At 75.6% G+C, this 22,018-nt stretch carries 4 protein-coding genes; all 4 read right to left on the bottom strand.

Annotated elements, in window-relative coordinates:
* Positions 1-96 (bottom strand): MbtH family protein (locus AB0H12_RS42575; protein ID WP_499624959.1); only part of this gene is annotated, 96 nt, incomplete at its 3' end.
* On the bottom strand, positions 93-10,136 hold the full coding sequence (locus AB0H12_RS42570; protein ID WP_499631631.1) for a non-ribosomal peptide synthetase: 10,044 nt from the start codon (positions 10,134-10,136) through the stop codon (positions 93-95). The genes AB0H12_RS42570 and AB0H12_RS42575, both read right to left, overlap by 4 nt.
* Positions 10,133-20,776, bottom strand: a complete 10,644-nt coding sequence (locus AB0H12_RS42565) for an amino acid adenylation domain-containing protein (protein ID WP_499631628.1) — start codon at positions 20,774-20,776, stop codon at positions 10,133-10,135. Before AB0H12_RS42565 ends, AB0H12_RS42570 begins: the two co-directional genes overlap by 4 nt.
* Positions 20,773-22,014: a cytochrome P450 gene (locus AB0H12_RS42560; RefSeq protein ID WP_499631625.1), complete on the bottom strand. Its 1,242-nt coding sequence runs from the start codon at positions 22,012-22,014 to the stop codon at positions 20,773-20,775. The genes AB0H12_RS42565 and AB0H12_RS42560 overlap by 4 nt, the downstream gene beginning before the upstream one ends.
* Between the last annotated feature and the right edge of the window lie 4 nt (positions 22,015-22,018).

The raw sequence follows: 22,018 nt of genomic DNA, 5'->3' as shown, positions 1-22,018 counted from the left end.
CGGCACGTCGGCGAACTGCGGCCACAGCGAGTACTGCTCCTCGTGGTTGACCAGCACCAGGTAGGTGCCGTCGGGGTCCTCGAACGGATTCGTCATTCGTCGTGCCCTTTCGTGTTCGTGCTCGCGGTCTTGTCGACCGGCGATCCTCGGCCGCCGGCCCGGTGGAGCACCTCGGTCAGCACCCGGCCGATCAGCGCGATCGGTTCCGGGCCGGTCAGCTCGTCGTGGCCGCACGCGATGCCGTGCACGCGGATGCGGCCCGACACGTGCGACGCCCAGTCGGCGGGGTCCCCGAGCGGGTTCACGGTGGCGGCGAAGAACTCGACGTCACCCTTGAACACGTCCGGGGCGAAGGTGTCGCGCAAGGCGTTGGTGTTGCCGGCGACCCGGGCCACCCGCCGGACCTGGTCGGCGTCGAGCCCCGCCAGCGGGCTGTCGTCGCGCAGCAGCTCGACCATCCCGTCGGCGTCGAGTGCGTCGCCCGCGCGGTGCGGCAGGAGCAGGTCGACCATGACGCGCAACAGCTCCGTCTCGTCGAGCCGGGGCTGCGGCGCGGTGGCCGGGTACGCGTCGAGGATGGCCAGCAGCGCGACGGGCTCACCGGCCCGCTGGAGCAGCGTGGCCATGGCGTGCGCGACCGCGCCGCCGAACGACCACCCGAGCAGGTGGTAGGGCCCGTTCGGCTGAACGGTGCGGATGCGGTCGACGTAGTCCGCCGCCATCTCCTCGATGCTGGTGGGCAGCGGTTCCGGACCGGCGAGGCCGCGGGCCTGCACCCCGTACAGCGGGTGGCGGGCGTCGAGCGAGCGGACCAGTCCGGAGTAGACCCAGCTGATGCCCGCGCCGGGGTGCACGCAGAACAGCGGCGCGCCGTCGCCGTCGGGCCGCAACGGCAGCAGCACGTCCAGTGAACCGTCGCGCTCGTCGTCCAACCGCGGTGCCAGGGCCGACACGGTCGGGGCTTCGAACAACGCGCGCACCGGCAGGTCCACGCCGAGCGTGGTGCGGGCCCGGCGGGCCAGCCGCGTCGCCAGCAGCGAGTGCCCGCCGAGCCGGAAGAAGTCGTCGTCGATGCCCACCGAGGGCAGGCCGAGCACCTCCGCGAACAGCTCGCACAGCGCCCGTTCCCGGGCGGAGCGCGGCGCCCGACTCGTGGTCGGGGTGGGCGCCGGCTCCGGCAGGGCGTTGCGATCCACCTTTCCGCTCGACGTCAGCGGGAGGGCGTCGAGCAGGACGAACGCCGACGGGATCATGTGGTCCGGCAGCCGGGTGCACGCGTGTGCGCGCAGGTCGTCCAGGTCGAGTCGGGGCGCCACCAGGTAGGCGACCAGCCTTGCCTCGCCCCGGTCGTGCCGGGCCACCACGGCCGCGGCGCCGACGTCGGGGTGGCCGGCGAGCACGGTCTCGACCTCGCCCGGCTCGACCCGGTGACCCCGGATCTTCACCTGGTCGTCCACCCGGCCGAGGAACTCCAACTCGCCCGCGGCGTTCCAACGGGCGACATCACCTGTCCGGTACACCCGGTGGCCACCGGGGGCGGCGACGAACCGTGCCGCGGTGCGTGCGGGTTGGCCGAGGTAGCCGCGGGCGACGCCGGCGCCCGACAGGTACAGCTCGCCCGGCACGCCGACCGGCACCGGGCGCAGCCGGTCGTCCAGCACGTGGGAGCCGGTGTTGGCGATCGGGCGGCCGATCGGCGGGGTTGTGCTTCGACCGTCCACGATGGACGCGGTGGACCACACGGTGGTTTCGGTGGGGCCGTACAGGTTGGTGGCGGTCCCGGCGGGTGCGGCGAGCTTCGCGGCGAGGTCGGTGCGCAGCGCTTCGCCGCCGACGAGCTTGCGCAGGCCGCGGACGGTGTCCGGCGCGTGTGCGACGAGCACGTCCCACAACGTCGGGGTGGCCTGCATGATCGTGCCGCCCGTCCGCCGGACCAGGGCGGCCAGTTCGGCCGGGTCACGCACCTGCGCGGTGTCGGCGAGGACGATGCGGGCGCCGGTGATCAGGGGCAGGTACAGCTCGACGGCCGCGATGTCGAAGGTGACCGTGGTGACCGCGATCCACCGGTCGCGGGGTGTCGTCGGGAAGCGGTCGCGCATGGACTCCAGCAGGTTGATCAGGCCGCGGTCGGTGACGACGACCCCCTTGGGGCGGCCGGTCGAACCCGAGGTGTAGATCGTGTAGGCGGCGTGGTCGGGGTGGCGCCGGACGCCCGGGTCGGTGTCGGGGTACGCGGCCGACTCCTCGACGATGACCCGCGGCACCTCGACGGCGGTGCTGGTGCCGGCGGGCGGCGGCGTGTCCGCGGCGGCGGTGGTGATCAGGCGGCGGGGGGCTGCGTCGGCCAGGACGTGCGCGTTGCGCGCGGGTGGGGAGTCCGGGTCCAGCGGGAGGTAGGTCGCGCCCGCCTTCAGCACCGCCAGGATCGCGACCACCAGGTCCGCCGAGCGCGGCAGGGCGATGGCGACCAGGTCTTCCGGCAGCGTGCCGCGGCGCAGCAGCAGGTTGGCCAGTCGGTTCGCCTTCGCGTCGAGCTCGGCGTAGGTCAGCACCTGGTCGCCGGACACCACGGCGACGGCGTCCGGGGTCCGCGCCGCCTGCGCCCGCACCGACTCCGGCACGCTCGTGCGCGGCACGTCGCGGTCGGTGGCGTTCCACGCCGCCAGTCGGGCCTGCTCACCGGGCTCGAACAGGTCCACGTCGCCGATCCGGCGGTCCGGGTCGGTGGCCACCGCCCCCAGCAGCCGGGCCAGCCGTCGCCCGAACGCCGCGACGGTCTCCTCGTCGAACAGGTCCGTGCTGTACCCGATGGCCGCGTCGACGCCGTCCGGCCGCACGTCGAACGAGAACACCAGGTCGAACTTCGTCAGCTCGACCGGGAGCGGCTGTGGGCCCGTGGTGAAGCTCGGGGTCGCGGACGCGGTTCCCTCCCGCACCGACAGCATGACCTGGAACAGGGGGTTGCGCGCCAGCGACCGGGTCGGGTTGAGCACCTCCACGAGGTGCTCGAACGGCAGGTCCTGGTGGGTGTAGGCGGACAGGTCGGTGTGCCGGACCCGGCCCAGCAGCTCGCGACAGGTCGGGTCGCCGGAGGTGTCGGTGCGCAGCGCGAGCGTGTTGACGAAGAACCCGACCAGGTCGTCCAGCGCCTCGTCGGCACGTCCCGCGACCGGGGTGCCGACCGTGATGTCGGTGCCGGCGCCGAGCCTGGTCAGCAGGGCGGCCACGCCGGTGTGCAGCACCATGAACAGGCTCGCCGACTCCCGTTCCGCCAGCCGGGCCAACCCGTGGCGGGTGGCCGCGTCGACGGTGACGGCGACCGTGCCGCCGCCGTGGCCGGGCACCGCGGGCCTGGACCGGTCGGTCGGCAGGTCCAGCTCGTCGGGCACGCCCGCCAGCTGCCGGGTCCAGTAGCGCAGCTGCGTGGCCAGCACGCTGTTCTCGTCGTCCGGCGACCCCAGCACCTCGCGTTGCCACAGGGTGTGGTCGGCGTACTGCACGGGCAGCGGCGCCCAGTCCGGCTCACGGCCGGCGCGGCGGGCCGTGTAGGCGGTGTCCAGGTCGCGCAGGAGCGGGCCCGTCGAGCCGCCATCCGCCGCGATGTGGTGCAGCACGACCAGCAGCACGCCGCCGATGACGTGGGCCCGGATCGGCAGGTCGGTCGCGAGGTCGAACCGCGCGAGGACGGCGTCGGCGAGAGCGGTCTCGTGATCGCTGACGACCAGGTCGACGGAGGCCTCGGCGAGCACTTGCTGGTACGGCTCGCCGTCCCGGTCCGGGTAGGTCGTCCGCAGCGCCTCGTGCCGTGCCACGACGTCGCGCAGCGCCGCACGCAGGGCGTCGAGGTCCACGTCGTCACGCAGGCGCAGGGCGATCGGGGCGTTGTAGGTCGCGGACTGCTCCAGCTCGTTGAGGAACCGCAACCGCCGCTGCCCGAACGAGAGCGGGACCGGGTCCGGGCGTTGCTGTCGTCGCAGCGGCGGCAGGGCCGGTGCGGCGTCGGCCACCCGCGCCGCCAGGGCCGCCGCGGTCGACGCCTCGAACACGTCCCGCACGGGCACTTCGACGTGCAGGGCCGCGCGGATCGCGGACACCAGTCGCACGGCGAGCAGCGAGTGGCCGCCCAAGGCGAAGAACGAGTCGTCCACCCCCACCGCGGGCACGCCGAGCACGTCGGCGAACAGGCAGCAGAGGACTTCCTCGCGCCGGTCGCGCGGCGGCCGGGACGGCTCCGCCGTGACGGGGTCGGCGGCCGGGAGCGCGGTGCGGTCGAGCTTGCCGTTGTCGGTCAGCGGCATCGCGTCGAGCACCCGGTAGGCCGTCGGCGCCATGTGGTCGGGCAGCAGCCGGGCGGCGTGCGCCCGGAGTTCCCGGACGTCCACGGTCGTGCCCTCGACCGGCACCAGGTAGGCGGCCAGGCGTGACTCGTCGTCGACCGCGGCCACGGCATGGCCGACGGACGGGAACGCCGCGAGCACCGCCTCGACCTCGCCCAGCTCGACCCGGTGGCCCCGGACCTTGACCTGGTCGTCCTCGCGGCCGAGGAAGTGCAGCGTGCCGTCGGGCCGGACCAGGCCGAGGTCGCCGGTGCGGTACATCCGGCTGCCCGGCGGGCCGAAGGGCGAGGCGACGAAGCGCTCGGCGGTCAGGGCTCGTCGGCCCAGGTAGCCGCGCCCGACCTGCACGCCGACGACGTACAGCTCGCCGGCGACGCCCGACGGCACCGGCGAGAGGGTCGCGTCGAGGGGGAACACGGCCGAGCCCGGCAGCGGCGCGCCGACCGGCAGCGGTGGCCGCCCGGACTCCAACGGCGCGCTCATGGAGACCGCGATCGTGGTCTCGGTCTGCCCGTACACGTTGACGAGAGCCTGGTCCGCGGACCACCGCGCCACGGTGTCGGGCGCACACCAGTCACCGCCCATGACCACGGCGCGCAGCTCCGGGAGGTCCACTGTGGACACCGATGCCAACACGGCGGGCGGCAGCTGGGCGTGCGTGACGTGGTGCTCGGCGAGGAGCCGGACGAGATCACGCCCGACCGCCCGGTCGGAACCGGGGGGCAGGACGAGCGCCGCACCACCCGCGGCGGCCAGCACCACGTCGGCGATCGCCGCGTCGAAGACGGGGGACACGTACTGGACGAGCCGGGCGCCCGGCGTGATGTCCAGCCGGTGCACGTGCTGCACGGCGCAGTGCGCGAGCGCGCCGTGGGTGATCACCACGCCCTTGGGACGGCCGGTGGTGCCCGAGGTGTAGATGACGTACGCCGCGCTGTCCGGGTGGATCTCCGGCAACGCGGCGTCGCCGAACGGGTCGGTGGCCGCGGTGTCGACCGCTGTCGGGACGGGGTCGTCCAGGGTGTCGGCGTCGAGCGGCCAAGCGGCGTCGCCGAACAGGTCGGCCGATTCCGACGTGGTCAGCACGCCGACCGCCCCCGCGTCGGCCACGGTGTACGCCAGGCGATCACCCGGACCCGCCGGGTCCAGTGGCAGGTACGTGCCGCCCGCCAGCCAGATCGCCCACATCGCCACGACGTGGTCCACCGAGCGCGGCAGCGCGACGCCGACCACCCGTTCCCGTCCGACACCACGCCGGACGAGCGACCGGGCCAGGCGCTCGGCCCGCCCGACCAGCTCCCGGTAGCCCACCGCGCGGTCGCCGACCAGCGCCGGGTCGTCCGGCCGCGCGTCCGCCCGCCGGCGGAGCAGGTCGAGGACCGTGGCCCGCGTGTGGACGGGTTCCGCGCGCAGCCGCTCGCGTTCCGCGGGCTCCAGCAGGTCGATCGCGCTGATCGGCAGCCCGGGGTCCGCGACCACCGCCTCCAGCACCCGCACCAGCCTGCGCGCCAGGGACTGCGCGGTCGAGGCGTCGAACACGTCGGCGCGGTGGACCAGCGTCCCGGCCAGCCCGCCGTCGGACGTCTCGCGCACCGACACCGCCAGGTCGAACTCCGCGGTGCCGATCTCCGGCTGGTGCGCCCGCACCCGCACGCCCGGCAGCTCCAGCGTCGCTTCGGCCGTGTTCTGCAGGTCCAGCAGCACCTGGAACAACGGGTGCCGGTTCGTCGCACGCTCCGGCGCCAGCCGCTCCACCAAGTGCTCGAACGGCACGTCCCGGTGCGCGTGCGCGGTCAGGTCGACGTCCCGGACGCGGGCCAGCAGGGCCGCGAAACCGGGATCGCCGGAGGTGTCCGTGCGCAGCACGAGCGTGTTGACGAAGAACCCGACCAGGTCGTCCAGCGCCTCGTCCGCACGTCCCGCCACCGGGGTGCCGATCGGGATGTCCGTCCCGGCGCCCACCTTCGTCAGCAACGCCGCCAAACCGGCGTGCAGCACCATGAACAGCGTCACGCCGTGGCGCTCGGCCAGCGCGGACAGCCCGGCACGCAGCTCCGGCGGCACGGTGATCCGCGTCGTGCCCGCCGCGTGGTCGGCGACCGCCGGACGGGGCCGGTCGAACGGCAGCGGCAGCTCCGCGGGCAGGTCGGCCAGCTGACGCAGCCAGTAGTCCGGCCGGGGAGGGTGGGCCCGCTGCCACAGGGCGTAGTCGGCGTACTGCACGGGCAACGGCGCCCACGACGGCGGCACGCCGTCCAGACGTGCCGCGTACGCCGTCGCGAGGTCGCCGGTGAGCCGGGACATCGACCAAGCGTCGACCGCGATGTGGTGCACCACCAGCAACAACACGTGCTCGTCCGGCCCGGTGGCGAACAGCTGCGCGCGCAGCGGCGGGTCGGCGGTCAGGTCGAACGACCCGGCCGCCAGGACGTCGGCCGGCCCGGCTCCGCTCATCGTGATCACCGGCAGCTCCGGGCGCACCGCCCCCGCCGGCCGGATCAGCTGCCTCGGCTCACCGTCGATTTCGGGGAACGTGGTCCGCAGCGGCGCGTGCCGGTCCACGACGTCGCCCAGCGCCGCCCGCAGCGCGGCGACGTCCAGCCCGCCGGACAACCTCAGCGCGACGGGGATGGTGTACGCCGAGCCCGCGAGCCGGTTCTGGAACCACAGCCTGCGCTGACCGGACGACAGCGGCACGTGCGGTGGGTGTTCGACCGGTCGCACCGCGACCGGCGCACCACCGGCGCCCTCCCGGATCGCCGCGTCGACCGCCGCCGCGACCGCGGCTGCCGTGCGTGCCTCGAACAACGTTCGCAGCGGCAGGTCCACGCCGAACGCGGCGCTGATCCGGCTGATCGCCCTGGCCGCCGACAACGAGTCGCCGCCGAGGTGGAAGAACGAGTCGTGCACCCCGATCGACCGCAACCCGAGCACGGCGGCGAACATGCCGCACACGATCTCCTCGCGCGGCGTCCGGGGCGGACCGGCGGTGGTCCGGGCGGCGAAGTCCGGCGCGGGCAACGCCTCCCGGTCCAGCTTGCCGTTGGCGGTCAAGGGCAACCCGGGCAACGGCACGACGGCGGCGGGCACCAGGTGGTCGGGCAGCGTCCGGCCGAGCCGTTCGCGGACGACCTCCGGGTCGAGCGAGGCGGGCACGACGTAACCGACCAGGCGGACGGCGCCCAGGTCGTCCCGGTGGGGCGCCGCGGCGGCGGCGGTGACGCCGGGACAGGCCAGCAGCGCGGACTCCAGCTCGCCGGGCTCGATCCGGAAACCGCGGATCTTCACCTGGTCGTCCGCCCGACCCAGGTAGTCGAGCTGCCCGTCCGCACGCCACCGCACCAGGTCGCCGGTGCGGTACATGCGGTCACCCGGCGCGCCGAACGGCGAGGCGACGAACCGGCCGGCGGTCAGGCCGGGCCGGTAGAGGTAACCGTGGGCGAGCTGCGCGCCACCCAGGTACGCCTCGCCGACGACACCCGGCGGCACCGGCCGCAGCGCCGAGTCCAGCACGAACACCCCGGCGTTGTGCTGCGGCCTGCCGATCGGGGGGCGTTCGCCCGGGGGCATGGCGCCGGTCATCGTGGAGCAGACGGTGACCTCGGTCGTGCCCCACGCGTTGACCATCGGCCGGGTGGCGCCCCAGCGGCGGACCAGCTCCGGCGGGCACGGCTCGCCCGCCACGATCAACGTCATCGCCGTCGGCAGCACGGTGTCGGGTGGGAACGTCGCCAGCACCGACGGCGGCATCACCATCAGGTTCACGCCCGCGTCGCGGATCAGGGCGGCCAGCGGCGCGCCGGGTACCCGCGTCCCGTCGGTGGTCAGCACGCAGGCGCCGCCGGAGGTCAACGGCAGCAGCATCTCCCACACCGACGCGTCGAAGCTGGTCGAGGAGAACTGGAGGAGGCGGGTGCCGGTGTCCGCGCCGAACCGCTCGCGCTGGTCGTCCAGCAGGGTCAGCACGGCCTGGTGCGGCACGACCACGCCCTTGGGGCGCCCGGTCGAGCCCGAGGTGTAGATGACGTAGGCGGGTGACAGGTGGTGCGGCCGGACGCCGGGGTCGTGCGCCGGGTGGCGGTCGAGGTCGGCCGCGTCCGGGATCACCACCTCGGCCGGCGCGCTGTCGACCGGCAGGGGAGCGGCGGCGATCACGTGGCCCGGCCGCGCGTCCGCGATCATGTAGCGGATGCGGTCCGGCGCGTAGTCCGGGTCCACCGGCAGGTAGGCGGCGCCGGTCTTGAGCACGGCCAGGACGGCCACGACGGCGTCGACCGAGCGCGGCAGCGCGACGGCCACCGTGCCGCCCGGCCCGGCCCCCTGGGCGAGCAGGAGGTGGGCCAGCCGGTTGGCGCGGGCGTCGAGCTCGGCGTAGTCGACGGTCCGGTCGCCGTGGACGACAGCGGGTCGGCGCGGCACGCGTGCCACCTGCGCCCGGAACAGCTCGGGGACCGAACCGTGCGGCACGGGCCGGGTCGGCGCCTCGAAGCGGCGCAGCAGCGTCCGTCCCTCCGGCCCGATCAGGTCGATCCGGCCGACGGGCCGTTCCGGGTCCTCGGCGATGACGCGCAGCACGCGCAGCAGGCGCCGGCCCAGGTCGGTGGCGGTGTCTCGGTCGAACACCGCGGGCTGGTGGTCCAGCCGCAGGGTCAGGCGCTCGCGCGGGATCGCGGCCAGCGACAACGGGTAGTGCGCGCCGTCGCGGCCGTCCGCGCCCGCGATCCGCAGCCCCGGTGCGACGTCACGCAGGCCGTCCGCGTCCACCGGGTAGTTCTCGACCACGACCAGCGTGTCGAACAGCTCGCCGGTGGCGCGCTGGATGTCGGCCAGCCCGAGGTGGTGGTGCTCCATCAGGTCGGTGTGGTGCCGGTGCAACCCGGTCAGCACGGTCAGCACCGGGCGGTCCGGCGACAGCCGGGCCCGAACCGGCACGGTGTTGATCAGCAGGCCGACCACGGTCTCGATGCCGGTGACCTCGGCCGGCCGGCCGGATACCGTGGCGCCGAAGGTCACGTCGGCGCGGCCGGTGAGGTGGCCGAGCAGGATCGCCCACGCGCCCTGCACCAGGGTGCTCAGGGTGAGGCCGTACCGGCGGCCGGTGGCGGCCAGCGCGTCACGCAGGTCGTCCGGCACCTCCAGCGTGATCCGCTCGACGTCGGGCGCGGCGGCGGGGCGGCCGGCCGCGACCAGGGTGGGCTGGTCGACGCCCGCCAAGGCGTCCAGCCAGGCTCGCTCGGCGGCGGTCGTGTCCTGCTCGGCCAACCACGACAGGTAGGCGCGGTAGGGCGTGACCGGCGGCAGGTCGGCGTCGTCGCCGTCGGTGTAGAACCGGAACAGGTCGGCGACCAGCGCCGGCACCGACCAGCCGTCGAACAACGCGTGGTGGTTGGTGAGCACGAGCCGGTGGTCCCGGGTGGACAGCCGGATCAGCGCCCACCTCAGCAGCGGCGGCGCGGCGAGGTCGAACCGGGCGGAGCGCTGCTCGTCCAACACCCGTTCGAGGGCGTCGGGGTTCGCCGACAGGTCGAACTGCCGCCAGGGCGGGGCGGCGGCGTGGTGCACGACCTGGACGGGCCGGTCCAGCCCCCGGCGCGGGAACGCCGACCGCAGCACCGGGTGCCGTCGGCTCAGCGCCCTGGTCGCCGCGCGCAGCCGTGACGCGTCCAGCGGGCCGTGCAGCTTGAGCACCAGCTGCGCGGTGTAGACGTCGGCGTCCCGCTCGTCGTACGAGGAGTGGAACACCATGCCTTCCTGCAACGGGGTCAGCGGCAGGAAGTCCTCGATCCCGGGTCCGGTCACGTCACGATCTCCCACTCGGCGCCGTCCTCGTCGTCCTGTTCGTGGTGCTCTTGCGCGCCGCCCGCCAGCCCGTCGATCTGGTCCTGGGTGAGGGCGACCAGGTCGAGGTCGGCCGGGACGAGCGCGGCCGGCCGGGTGGCGTGCCGGTCGAGCGCGGCCAGCCAGGCGCGGGCGAGGGCGTCGACCCGGTCCGCGTCGAGCAGGCGGCCGGCCCAGGTCCACGTGGCGGCCAGGACCGGGCCGTCCCGCACGACCACGTCGATCGCCAGCGTGTGCGCCAAGGGCATGTCCGGGTCCATCCCGCCGAACGAGGCCTCGACGGCCCACCCCGCGCGGTCGTCGTCGACGGCGGGCCTGCCGTTGTAGTTGAGCCGGACCTCCGCGGCGGGCAGGGCCGCCAGCACCGGACCGGCGTCCGGGTCGAGGTGGCGCAGCAGGCCGTAGCCGATGCCGCCGTCGGGCACGGCCCGCGTCCACCGCTTCACCCCGGCGAGCCACGAGCCTCGCTCGGGGCGGACCCGCACCGGGTGGACGCTGGTGAACCAGCCGACCGTGCGGGACAGGTCGGCGCCGGGCACGACGTGCTCCTCCCGGCCGTGCCCCTCCACGTCGACCAGCAGGTCGTCCGGGCCCAGCACTTCGGCGGTGGCCGCCAGCAGCAGCTCGGTGACGGTCGCGTGCGGTCGGTCGAGCAGCGCCGCGGTCCGGTCCGCCGGCAGCGCCACGGTCAGCTCGCGCGCGGTCGCGGCGGTGTCCACCGCCGGGTCCCTCGGCCGGTCGGCCACCGGGGTCGGCGGCCCGGCGAGCAGGTCGGTCCACAGCGCGAGCTCGGCGCGTCGGTCCAACCCGGCCAGACCGTGCGTCCAAGCGCGCAACGAGGTCGGCGCTGGCGGCAGGGCGGCGGCGCGGCACGCCTCGGCGAGGTCCGCGATCAGCACCCGCCACGACACGCCGTCCACCACGAGGTGGTGCGCCACCAGCAGCACCGGCCCGGCGTCGAACAACACCGCCTGGAACACGACGCCGCGGTCCGGGGCCAGCCGTTCACGGGCCGCGGCGTGCTCGGCGTCGATCACGTCCGGCGAGGGCGGCCCGCCCGCCGTGCGCACGCACGCCGCCACGTCCACCGCGCCCGGCGGCGGCACGACCAGGCCCGGCCCTTCGGTCACGGTGAGGCGCAGCGCGTCGTGGTGGTCCACCAGGCGACCCACGGCCGCGGTGAGGGTCGCCAGGTCCAGCCCGGCGGGCGCGCGCAGCAGCACGGCCTGGTCGAACCTCGCCGCCGGCCCCGCGTACTCCCACGTCCACCGCACCACCGGCGTGGGGTGGACCTCGCCGACGGCCGCGACGGACCGCCGGTCGGCCGCACCGGCCGCGGACAGGGCGGCCAGCGCGGCGACCGTGCCGAGCCGGAAGACGTCCTTCGGCGAGAACGCCAACCCCGCCTTGCGCGCGCGGCTGACCAGCTGGATGGACAGGATGCTGTCACCGCCGAGCTGGAAGAAGTTCTCGTGCCTGCCGACGTCGGACCGGCCGAGCAGGTCGCCGACGATCGCGCACAGGACGGCTTCCCGGTGGTCGCGCGGCCCCTCGGCGTCGGTGACGACCACCGGCGCGGGCAAGGCGTCGCGGTCGAGCTTGCCGTTGGCGGTCACCGGCAACCGGTCCAGCCGCACGAACGCCGACGGCACCAGGTGCGCGGGCAACTCGCCGATGGCGTGGTCCCGCAGCGCTGCTTCGGTCACCTCGGCCGTCGGCACGACGTAGGCGACCAGACGCGGCTGCCCCGGCACGTCCTCCCGGACCACGACCGCGGCCCGCGCCACGGCCGGGTGGCCCGCCAGGCACGACTCGACCTCGCCGGGCTCGATCCGGACGCCCCGGATCTTGACCTGGTCGTCGACCCGGCCGGCGAACTCCAGCTCACCGGATGCCGCCCACCGGGCCAGGTCGCCGGTCCGGTACATCCGCTCCCCGGGCGGCCCGAACGGGTCGGCGACGAACCGGTGCGCGGTGAGGCCCGGCCGGTCCAGGTAGCCGCGGGCCACGCCGGCGCCCGCGATGTGGACCTCGCCGACGACGCCGGGCGGCACCGGCCGCAGCGCCGCGTCCAGCACGTAGACCCGCGTGTTGGGCAGCGGGCGGCCGATCGGCGGGGTGCCCGAGCCGGACAGGGGCCCGGTCGCCGTGGCGATCACCGACGTCTCGGTCGGCCCGTACCCGTTGACCAACGTGCGGCCGGCCGACCAGCGGGCCACCACCTCCGCCGGGCACGCTTCACCACCGGTGAGGACGCCGCGCAGCGCGGGCAGGTCGGCGTCCGGCATCCCGGCCAGCAGCGACGAGGGGATGGTCGCCTGGGTCGCCCGCAGCTCGGCCAGCGCCTCCGCCAGCGCGGCGCCGACCAGCGGCTGCGGCCCGGCCACCACGAGCGTGCCGCCGACGAGCCAGGACAGGCACCAGTCCGGCACCGAGCCGTCGAAGCTGGGTGACACGACGTGCAGCACGCGGGTGCGCTCGTCCACCGGGAACAGGTCGAGGTGCGCCGCGGCGACGTTGACCAGGCCGCGGTGCGTCACCACGACGCCCTTGGGCCGGCCGGTGGAACCCGAGGTGTAGACGACGTAGGCGGGGTGGTCGGGTCGCAGGTCGCGGACCGGGTCCGTGTCCGGCACGTCGTCCGGCACGTCGAGGTCGGCCGACGTGAGCACCAGCAGCGGGCGGGCGTCGGACAGCATGGCGTCGATCCGCGCCCGCGGGTAGTCCGGGTCCACGGGCACGTGCACCGCGCCCGCCTTGAGCACCGCCAGCAGCGTGACGAACAGGTCCGCGCCGCGGGGCAGCACGACCGCGATCCGCCGCTCCGGTCCGGCGCCCTGGCGGATCAGCCGGTGCGCCAGGCGGTTGGCGCGGCGGTTCAGCGCCGCGTAGGTCAGCGTCGTGCCGCCGGACTCCAGCGCCGGGTGGTCCGGCGTGCGGGCGGCCTGCGCCTCGAACCAGTCCGGCCACGTCCCGTGCGGCGCCGGCCGTGCCGTGTCGTTGTGCTCGACCAGCAGCCGCCGCCGGTCGTCCGGGCCGAGCACGTCGAGGTCGCCGACCCGGGCGTCGGGATCGGCCGCCATCCCGCGCAGCACGCGCACCAGGGCGTCGGTCAGGCGCTGTGCGGTCGACCGGTCGAACAGGTCGGTCCGGTACCCGGTGGCGCCTCGCATCCCGGCCGGTCCGCCGTCGGGCGTGTGCTGCTCGTCCACGTTGAACCACAGGTCGAACTTCGTGACCACGGTCGGTGACGACCACCCGGTGGCGGTCAGGCCGGGCAGCCGGAAGACGAGGTCGGCGGCCTCGGTGTCGCCCCGGAACCCGAGCGCGACCTGGAACAGCGGGTTGCGCGCCGCCGACCGGGCCGGGTTGAGCACCTCGACCAGTCGCTCGAACGGCACGTCCTGGTGGGCGTAGGCGGCCAGGTCGGTGTCCCGGACCCGGCCGAGGAGCTCACGCGCGGTCGGGTCGCCCGAGGTGTCGACGCGCAGCACCACGGTGTTGAGGAAGCACCCGACGGCGTCCTCCAGGGCCACGTCACCGCGTCCCGCGACCGGGCTGCCGAGCGGGATGTCCTCACCGGCGCCGAACCTCGTCAGCAGGGCCGCGACCGCCGCCTGCACCACCATGAACGGCGTCGCCCGGCACCGGGCCGCGAGGTCGGCGAGGTCGCGGTGCAGGTCGGCGTCGAGCTCGAAGACCACCTCGTCGCCGTCCTCGCGCGGGGACGCCGGCCGAGGCCGGTCGACGGGCAGCGGCAGCTCGTCGGGCAGTCCGTCGAGCTGCGCGGTCCAGTACGCGAGCTGCCGCGCCGCGACCGTGCCGGGGACCCCCTCGTCGCCGAGGACTTCGCGTTGCCAGAGCGTGTAGTCCGCGTACTGCACGGGCGCCGCGCCGGGGAAGGGCGTGCGGCCGGCGAGCCGCGCCCGGTAGGCCGACCACAGGTCCTCGGCCAGGGGCCGGACGGACAGGCCGTCGCCCGCGATGTGGTGCACCACGACGAGCAGGACGTGGCGGCGGTCCTCCAGCTGGAACAGCCTGGCCCGCAGCGGTGGGTCGGCCGACAGGTCGAACCCGGCGAGGCTCTCCGCGCGCAGCGCCGGGTCGAGGTCGGCGGCGGTCAGTCGGGTGACCGGCAGCGCGGGCAGCCGGTCGGTGAGCAGGTGGTGCGGTTCGCCGTCCCGGTCGGGGAAGACGGTGCGCAGCACCTCGTGCCGGGTCGCCACGTCCCGCAGCGCGTCGCCGAGCGCGGTGACGTCCAGCTCGCCGGACAGCTCCTGCACGAGCGGGATGTTGTAGGCGCCGCCCGCCTGGTCGAGCCGGTTGAGGAACCACAACCGGCGCTGCGCCGAGGACAGCGGCACGTGCTCCGGCCGCGGCCGAGGGGCCAGCGGCGGCCGGGCGCCCTCCGCGAGACCGAGCGCGACGGCCACCCCGGCGGGGGTCGGGTCCTCGAAGAACACGCGCACCGGCACGTCCCGGCCGAACGCGCCGCGCACCCGGCTGAGCAAGCGGGTGGCCAGCAGCGAGTGCCCGCCGAGGCGGAAGAAGTCGTCGTCCGCGCCGAGCCGGTCGAGCCCGAGCACCTCGGCGAACAGCTCGCACAGCAGCCGTTCGGTCTCGTCGCGCGGCGGACGCAGCGAGCTGTGCGCGCCGAGGTCCGGCCGCGGCAGCGCCCGGCGGTCCAGCTTGCCGTGCGGTGTCAGGGGGAACTCGTCCAGCACGACGAACGACGCCGGGACCATGTGCGTGGGCAGGGACCGCGCCGCGTGCTCGCGCAGGCCGGTCGGGGTCTCGCCGGGCAGGGGCACCACGTAGGCGACGAGCAGGTCACCCGTCGGGCCGTCCTGGCGCTGGACGACCTCGGCGGCGGCGACGGCCGGGTGCGCGGCCAGCACGGCCCCCACCTCACCCGGCTCGACGCGGAACCCGCGGATCTTGACCTGGTCGTCGGCACGGCCGCGGTGCGCCAGCACGCCGCGGTGGTGGCGGGCCAGGTCACCGGTGCGGTACATGCGGCTCCCGGGCGGCCCGAACGGGTCGGCCACGAACCTCGTCGCGGTGAGGGCGGGGTTGCCGAGGTAGCCGCGGGCCAGCTGCCCGCCGCTGACGTACACCTCGGCGGTGACGCCGTCGGGCACCGGCGCCAGCCTCGTGTCCAGCAGGGTGGCGCGCAGGCCGGGCAGCGGCTCGCCGATCACCGAGGCCGGGCCGACGTCCGCCGCGGCCACCGGGTGCGCGGTGACGTGCACCGTGGTCTCGGTGATGCCGTACATGTTCACCACGGCGGGCCCGGAGCCAGGCAGGGAGCCGAGCCGACGGGAGTCCAACGCCTCGCCGCCGAGGACCACCCAGCGCACGTCGGCGCCGACACCGGCCGCGGCGAGCAGGTGGTACAGCGCGGACGGGGTCTGGCTCAGCACGGTGACCCGGTGGTCGGCCAGCAGCCGGGCGAACTCCGCGGGCGTGCGGCGGGCCGACTCCGGCACGACGACCAGCCGGCCGCCGTGCAGCAGCGCGCCCCACATCTCCCAGACCGAGAAGTCGAAGGCGTAGCTGTGGAACAGCGTCCACACGTCGTCCGGGCCGAACCCGAACAGACCCTGCGTCGCCCCGAACAGCCGGGCCACGTTGGCGTGGGTGACGACCACGCCCTTGGGACGGCCGGTGGACCCGGAGGTGTGGATGACGTACGCCGGGTGGTCCGGCCGCAGCGGCGCGGTCCGGTCGGCGTCGGTCGGGTCGGCGGGGCCGGCGGTCGCCGCCTCCGGGTCGTCCACCAGCAGCACGGGCAGGTCGGCGGGCCGGTGCTCGGCGGTGGTCAGCGCGAGCACCGGGCGCGCGTCGTCCAGCAGGAGCCGGATGCGCTCGGGCGGGTACGTCGGGTCCACGGGCAGGTACGCCGCGCCGCTCTTGAGCACCGCGAGCACGGCCACCACCAGGTCCACCGAGCGGTCCAGCACGATCGCGACGAGCCGTTCCGGTCCGGCGCCGCGGGCGATCAGCAGGTGCGCGAGCCGGTTCGCCCGCTCGTTCAGCTCGGCGTAGGTCAGCGCCGCGTCGCCGGACAGCACGGCCACCCGGCCGCCCGCCGACGCCACCTGCCGTTGCAGCAGGACCGGCAGCGGGTCCGGGGTGGGGATCGTCTCGGCGGGCCGCGGGGCGACCCGGGCGCGTTCGGCCGGGTCGAGGACGTCGACCCCGCTGAGCCGGGTGCCGGGCGCCGCGGCCAAGGTCTCCAGCACCCGGACCAGCCGCTCGCCGAGGCGGCGCACGGTGTCCGCGTCGAACAGGCTGGTGCTGTACTCGACCGTGCAGGTCAGACCGCCACCGGCCGACTCGGCGAACGACAGCCACAGGTCGCACCGCGCCACCCGGCGCGGCAGCGGCTGCGGGCGGGCCGCCAGGCCGGGCACCTCCAGCGTCGGCGTGGTGTTGTCGTACAGCGAGAGCATGGTCTGGAACAACGGGTTGCGGGCCGGCGACCGGGTGGGGTTGAGCGCGTCCACCAGCCGTTCGAACGGCAGGTCCTGGTGGCCGAACGCGGCCAGGTCCGCGTCGCGGACGCGGTCGAGGAGCTCGGCCAGCGTCGGGTCGCCCGAGGTGTCCGCGCGCAGCACCAGGGTGTTGACGAAGTAGCCGACCAGGTCACGCGTCGCCGGGTCGGCGCGGCCCGCCACCGGGCTGCCGACCGGGATGTCCTCGCCCGCGCCCAGCCTCGTCAGCAGCGCGGCGAGCGCCGCGTGCAGCACCATGAACAGGCTGGCGTCGTGCGCGTGCGCCAGGGTCGTCAGGCGCTCGTGCAGGTCGGGCGCGACCGGGAACGACACGGCGTCGCCGTCGTGGTGCGCGGTCGTCGGCCGCGGCCGGTCGGTGGGCAGCGGCAGCTCCTCGGGCAGCCCGGCCAACCGCTCCGTCCAGTACCGCAGCTGAGTCCTCAGTGGACTGCCCGGGTCGTCCTCGTCGCCCAGCTCGGCGAGGTGCCACAGGGCGTAGTCGGCGTACTGCGCCGGCAGGTCCGGCCAGTCCGGTGCGCTGCCGTCCCGGCGCGCGGCGCACGCGCGGGACAGGTCGCGGGCCAGGGGCTCCATCGAGCCGCCGTCGGCCGCGATGTGGTGCAGGACCAGCACGAGCACGTGCTCGGTCGGCCCGAGGCGCAGCAGCCGCGTCCGCAGCGGCGGCTCGGTGGCGAGGTCGAAGCCCGCGAGGGCGACCTCGGCGAGCACGGCGTCCAGCTCCGCCGGTTCGACCGCCACGACGGGCAGCTCCGGCGGGCTCGGCGGCAGCACCACCTGGTGCGGCTCGCCGTCGACCTCCCGGTACGCCGTGCGCAGCACCTCGTGCCGGGCCACCACGTCGCCGAGCGCGGTCCGCAGCACCGTCGGGTCCAGCTCACCGGTCAGGCGCACGGCCAGCGGCACGTTGTAGGTGCCCGCCGAGCGGTCGAACCGGTTGAGGAACCACAGCCGGCGCTGGCCGGACGACAGCGGCAGCCGTGACGGCCGCGGACCGGCCGCCAGCGGTGTGCGGGCGGTCGGCGCGTCGGCGAGCCGGGCCGCGAGCCCCGCCGGGGTGGGGTGCTCGAACACCTCCCGCATCGCCAGGTCGGACGCGAACTCGACCCGGATCCGGCCGATCAGCCGGGTCGCCAGCAGCGAATGGCCGCCCAGGGCGAAGAACGAGTCGTCGACGCCGACCTCGCGCGCCCCGAGGACCTCCTCGAACAGCCTGCACAGGGCCGCCTCCTCGGCCGTGCGCGGTGCGCGTGCCGTGCCGGAGCCGGTGACGTGCGGCGCGGGCAGCGCGGCCCGGTCCAGCTTCCCGTTGCCGGTCAACGGGAACTCCGGCACGACCACCAGGACGTCCGGCACCAGGTGGGCCGGCAGCGCGGCGGCTGCCTCGGCGCGCACCGCGTCGAGGTCGACCTCACCGTCCGCACGCAGGTAGGCGACCAGGCGCCGGTCACCCGGCACGTCCTCGCGCACCACGACGGCCACCTGCGCCACGTCGGGCCGCCGCGCCAGCGCCGCCTCCACCTCACCGGGCTCGACCCGGTACCCGCGGACCTTGACCTGGTCGTCGGCTCGGCCGACGAAGTGCAGGCCGCCGTCGGCGTCCCGGCGGGCCAGGTCGCCGGTCCGGTACATGCGGGCGCCGTCCTCGAACGGGCACGCCACGAACCGCTCGGCGGTCAGGCCGGGGCGGTCGGCGTACCCGCGGGCCAACTGCGCGCCCGCGACGTACAGCTCGCCGACCACGCCGTCCGGCGCGGGCCGCAACGTGCGGTCGAGCACGTGCATCCGCGTGTTCCAGATCGGGGCGCCGAGGGCCAGCACCCCGTCGGGCACCTCGTCGTCGGGACCGATCCGCAGCTCGCTGCACCCGACCGTGGTCTCGGTCGGGCCGTACTCGTTGACCACCGTCACGCCGGGGTTGCGGCCGCGCCACGCCCGCAGCAGGTCGCCGGGCAACGGCTCGCCGCCCAGCACCAGCTGTCCGGTCGGCAGCGCCTTCGGCGGCAACGCGGTGAGCAGCGGCAGGTGGCTGGGCGTCGCCTTGACGAAGTCCGGGACGGCGCCGGCCGCGGGGGTGTCCTCGTCCAGCGGCGCCAGCTCGATCCGGCCACCCGCGAGCAGCGGGGTGACCAGCGCGGTCATGGTCAGGTCGAACACCGTCGGCGAGTGCGCCAGCGCGACGCCCGCCGTGCCCGGGTACGCCTCGCGGCACCACGACGCGTAGTTGGCCAGCGCCGCGTGGGAGACCACCACGCCCTTGGGTCGGCCGGTGCTGCCCGAGGTGTGGATGACGTACGCGGCGTTGTCCGGCCGCGCCCGGTGCGGCGGCGGCACGGCGTCGGACTCGTCCAGCTCGTCGAGCGCCCACACCCGCGCCACGTCGAACCGGCCGGCCAGGTCCGCGGTGGTGATCACGGCGGTCGCGGCGGTGTCCCGCAGCACGGCGCGCAGCCGGTCGCCGGGCGCCTCCGGGTCCAACGGCTGGTACACGCCACCCGCGCGCCAGATCGCCCACACCGCCACCACCTGGTCCACCGACCGCGGCAACGCGACGCCGACCACCCGTTCCGGCCCCACGCCGCGCCGCGCCAACGCGCCGGCCAGCCGGTCGACCCGCGCGGCGAACGCACCGCGGGTCAGGGTCTCCGCGCCGCACGCCACGGCCACGTCGGCGTCGTGCCCGGCGGAGGCTTCCAGCAGCTGGGGCAGCGTGAGGGCGGGCACGGGCCGCGCCGGTCCGGTCGCCGCGGCCATCGCGCGCTCGCGCTCCGCGGGCAGCAGCACGTCCACGCGGCCGAGCGGGGTGTCCGGCGCGGCTTCGGCCAACCCGCGCAGCACCCGGAGGTAGCGGTCCAGGTGCCGGGTGACCTCGTCCGGTTGGTAGCGGTGCGGGTTGGCGTCGACGTCCAGCCGGACGGGGCCGCCGTCGCGGCGGTCGTACAGCGTGATCGACAGGTCGTCCAGCGGACCGTTGTTCAGGTTGTGGCTGACCGCGGGCGCGTCGCCGAACCGCAGCCCGTAGTCGAACGTCATGATGTTGACCTGCGGGCCGAACAGCCGCTGCCCGCCGCCGAGCAGGCCGAGGTCGCGCCGCAGGTCTTCCAGCCGGTAGCGCTGGTGGCGCAGGGCCGCGCGGGCGCGCTGCGAGACGTGCCGGACCAGCTCGCCGACGGTGAGCCGCGGTCCGATCGTGAGGACCAGCGGCAGGATGTTGGTGGCCATGCCCGCCGCGTGGCGCACCGCCGCGGTACGAGTGCTCACCGGCAGGCCGAGCACGACCTCGTCCGCGGACGCCATGCGGTGCAGGTGCACGCCGGCCGCCGCGATCAGCAGCGCCGTCCACGACGAGCCGGACCGCCGTGCGGCCTCGCGCACGGCCACGACCAGGTCGGGTGCGAGCACGTCCGTGCGGCGGATCAGCCTGCCGGGCAACGTGTGCGGGCCGCGGCCGAGACCGGGCGGCTCGTCGCGCCCGGCGAGCAGGCCGTGCCAGTGCGCGCGGTCCTCCTCGTGCCGACGGCCGGCCGCGTACTCCCGTTCCGCGTCGACCAGCAGGCGGAGCGGCCCGATCGGGGAGTCGCCGACCGGCTCGCCCGCGGCCAGCGCCGTGTAGATCGCCGCGCCACGCCGGGCGAGCTCGGCGAACGCGACGCCGTCGGACACCAGGTGGTGCAGCAGCCGCAGCCACAGGTGCCGGTCCTCGGCCACCTTCAGCAGGGCGAAGACGAACAGCCGCGGCCCGGTCGGGTCGATCGGCTCGTCCAGCCGGGCGTCGATCCACGCCAGCGCGGCGGCGTGCGGGTCCGGCGCGCCGGTGAAGTCCACGACCGGCAGCGACCAGTCGAGCGACGCGCGCACGACCTGCCGCGGCGTGCCGTCCCCGGCCACCTCGACCGAGGTGCGCAGCGCGTCGCTCTCGGTGATCAGCCGCCGCATCGCCGCCTCGAACAGCGACGGGTCCACCGGGCCGGCGATGTCGACGTGGTCGCCGACGAGGAACGCCGTGCTGCCCGGGTCGAGCCGTTCGCCGAACCACAGCCCGCGCTGCGCGCCGGTCAACGGCAACCTCACGACCCCGTCGGTCATCCCGTCCCCCACTCGCCTGACCGCCGCGCGGATGTGATCCGGACCGGCAACGCGGCGTACCCGTCCAGGAAGGTCGAACGAACCCGGGTGGCCGGACCCGTTGCGGTGAACGAGGCCGCGACGTCCCGCAAGGCCTCCAGGACTGCGCCCAACTCGATCCGCGCCAGTTGCGCGCCGAGGCAGAAGTGCGCGCCGTGGCCGAGGGCGAGGTGCCGGTTGGGCGTCCGGGTCGCGTCGAAGGCGTCCGGCTCGGCGAACACCTCCTCGTCCCGGTTGGCCGAGGTGATCCACAGCGTCACGAGGTCGCCCGCCGCGATCCGCGTGCCGCCGATGGTCGTGTCGACGGTGGCGCGCCTGCCCACGTGCATCGCCGGGCAGGCCCACCGCAGGACTTCCTCGACCACGCCCGGCAACCCGGCGCCGGCCCGGACCGTGTCCCACTGCCGGGGGAACCGGCAGAACGCGGCCACCGCGGCCGTGATCGACAGCCTGCTGGTCTCGTCGCCGCCCAGGATCAGGCTGTAGCAGTTGAGCACCACGTCGGCGTCGTCGAGCGGGTCGCCGCCCGCCTCGGCCGCGGCGAGCAAGCCGATCACGTCGTCGCCGCGCCGGCCGCCCGCCCGGCGGTCGGCCAGCAGGTCGGTGAAGTACAGCAGCAGCTCGTTGCGCGCGAGCCGGGCGTCGTCGTCGGACCAGTCCGGTGACGTGGAGCCCAGTGCGGACTTGGTGAGGTCCAGCAACGCGGGCCGGTCGACCTCCGGCACGCCGAGCAGGTCGCAGATCGCTCGCATGGGGACGTGTTCGGCGACGTCGCGCGCGAAGTCGCACTCGCCCGCGAGGGCGGCGGCCCGCACCAGCTCGCGGGCGTGCTCCCGGACGCGCCGCTCCACGTCGCGCAGCGCCCGCGGGGTGAATGCCGGTTGGAGCACGCGGCGCAGGTCGCGGTGACGCGTGCCGTCGGTGACCGGCAGCATCCGGCCCGAGCCGTCCTCGTGGCCGCTGAGCAACGACGTCAGCACGTTGCCGTGACCGGACGCCAGCACGTCACCGGCCCGCAGCGCCGCCACCACGTCCTCGTGCCGGGTCACCACCCAGAACGCGGGCGCGTCGCCGCGCGCGGGGTGCCGCCACACCGGCGCGTCCGCGCGCAGCCGCCGCCACACGTCCGGCATGTCCTCGCGCTGGAACGTCTCCGGGTCGGTGAGGTCCGGGACGCCGGTGCTCGTGCGTGCCGACACAGCG

Origin of the sequence: Actinosynnema sp. NPDC023794 (assembly GCF_040639675.1) — a bacterium.
Lineage (GTDB): Bacteria > Actinomycetota > Actinomycetes > Mycobacteriales > Pseudonocardiaceae > Actinosynnema > Actinosynnema luteola.
Note: the sequence above shows the minus strand (reverse complement) of the source record. Positions and strands in the feature narration are given on the sequence as shown.

Excerpts from the sequence above, each read along its gene's own strand:
- AB0H12_RS42565 (WP_499631628.1), bottom strand. The coding sequence starts at position 20,776 with ATGACCGACGGGGTCGTGAGGTTGCCGTTGACCGGCGCGCAGCGCGGG.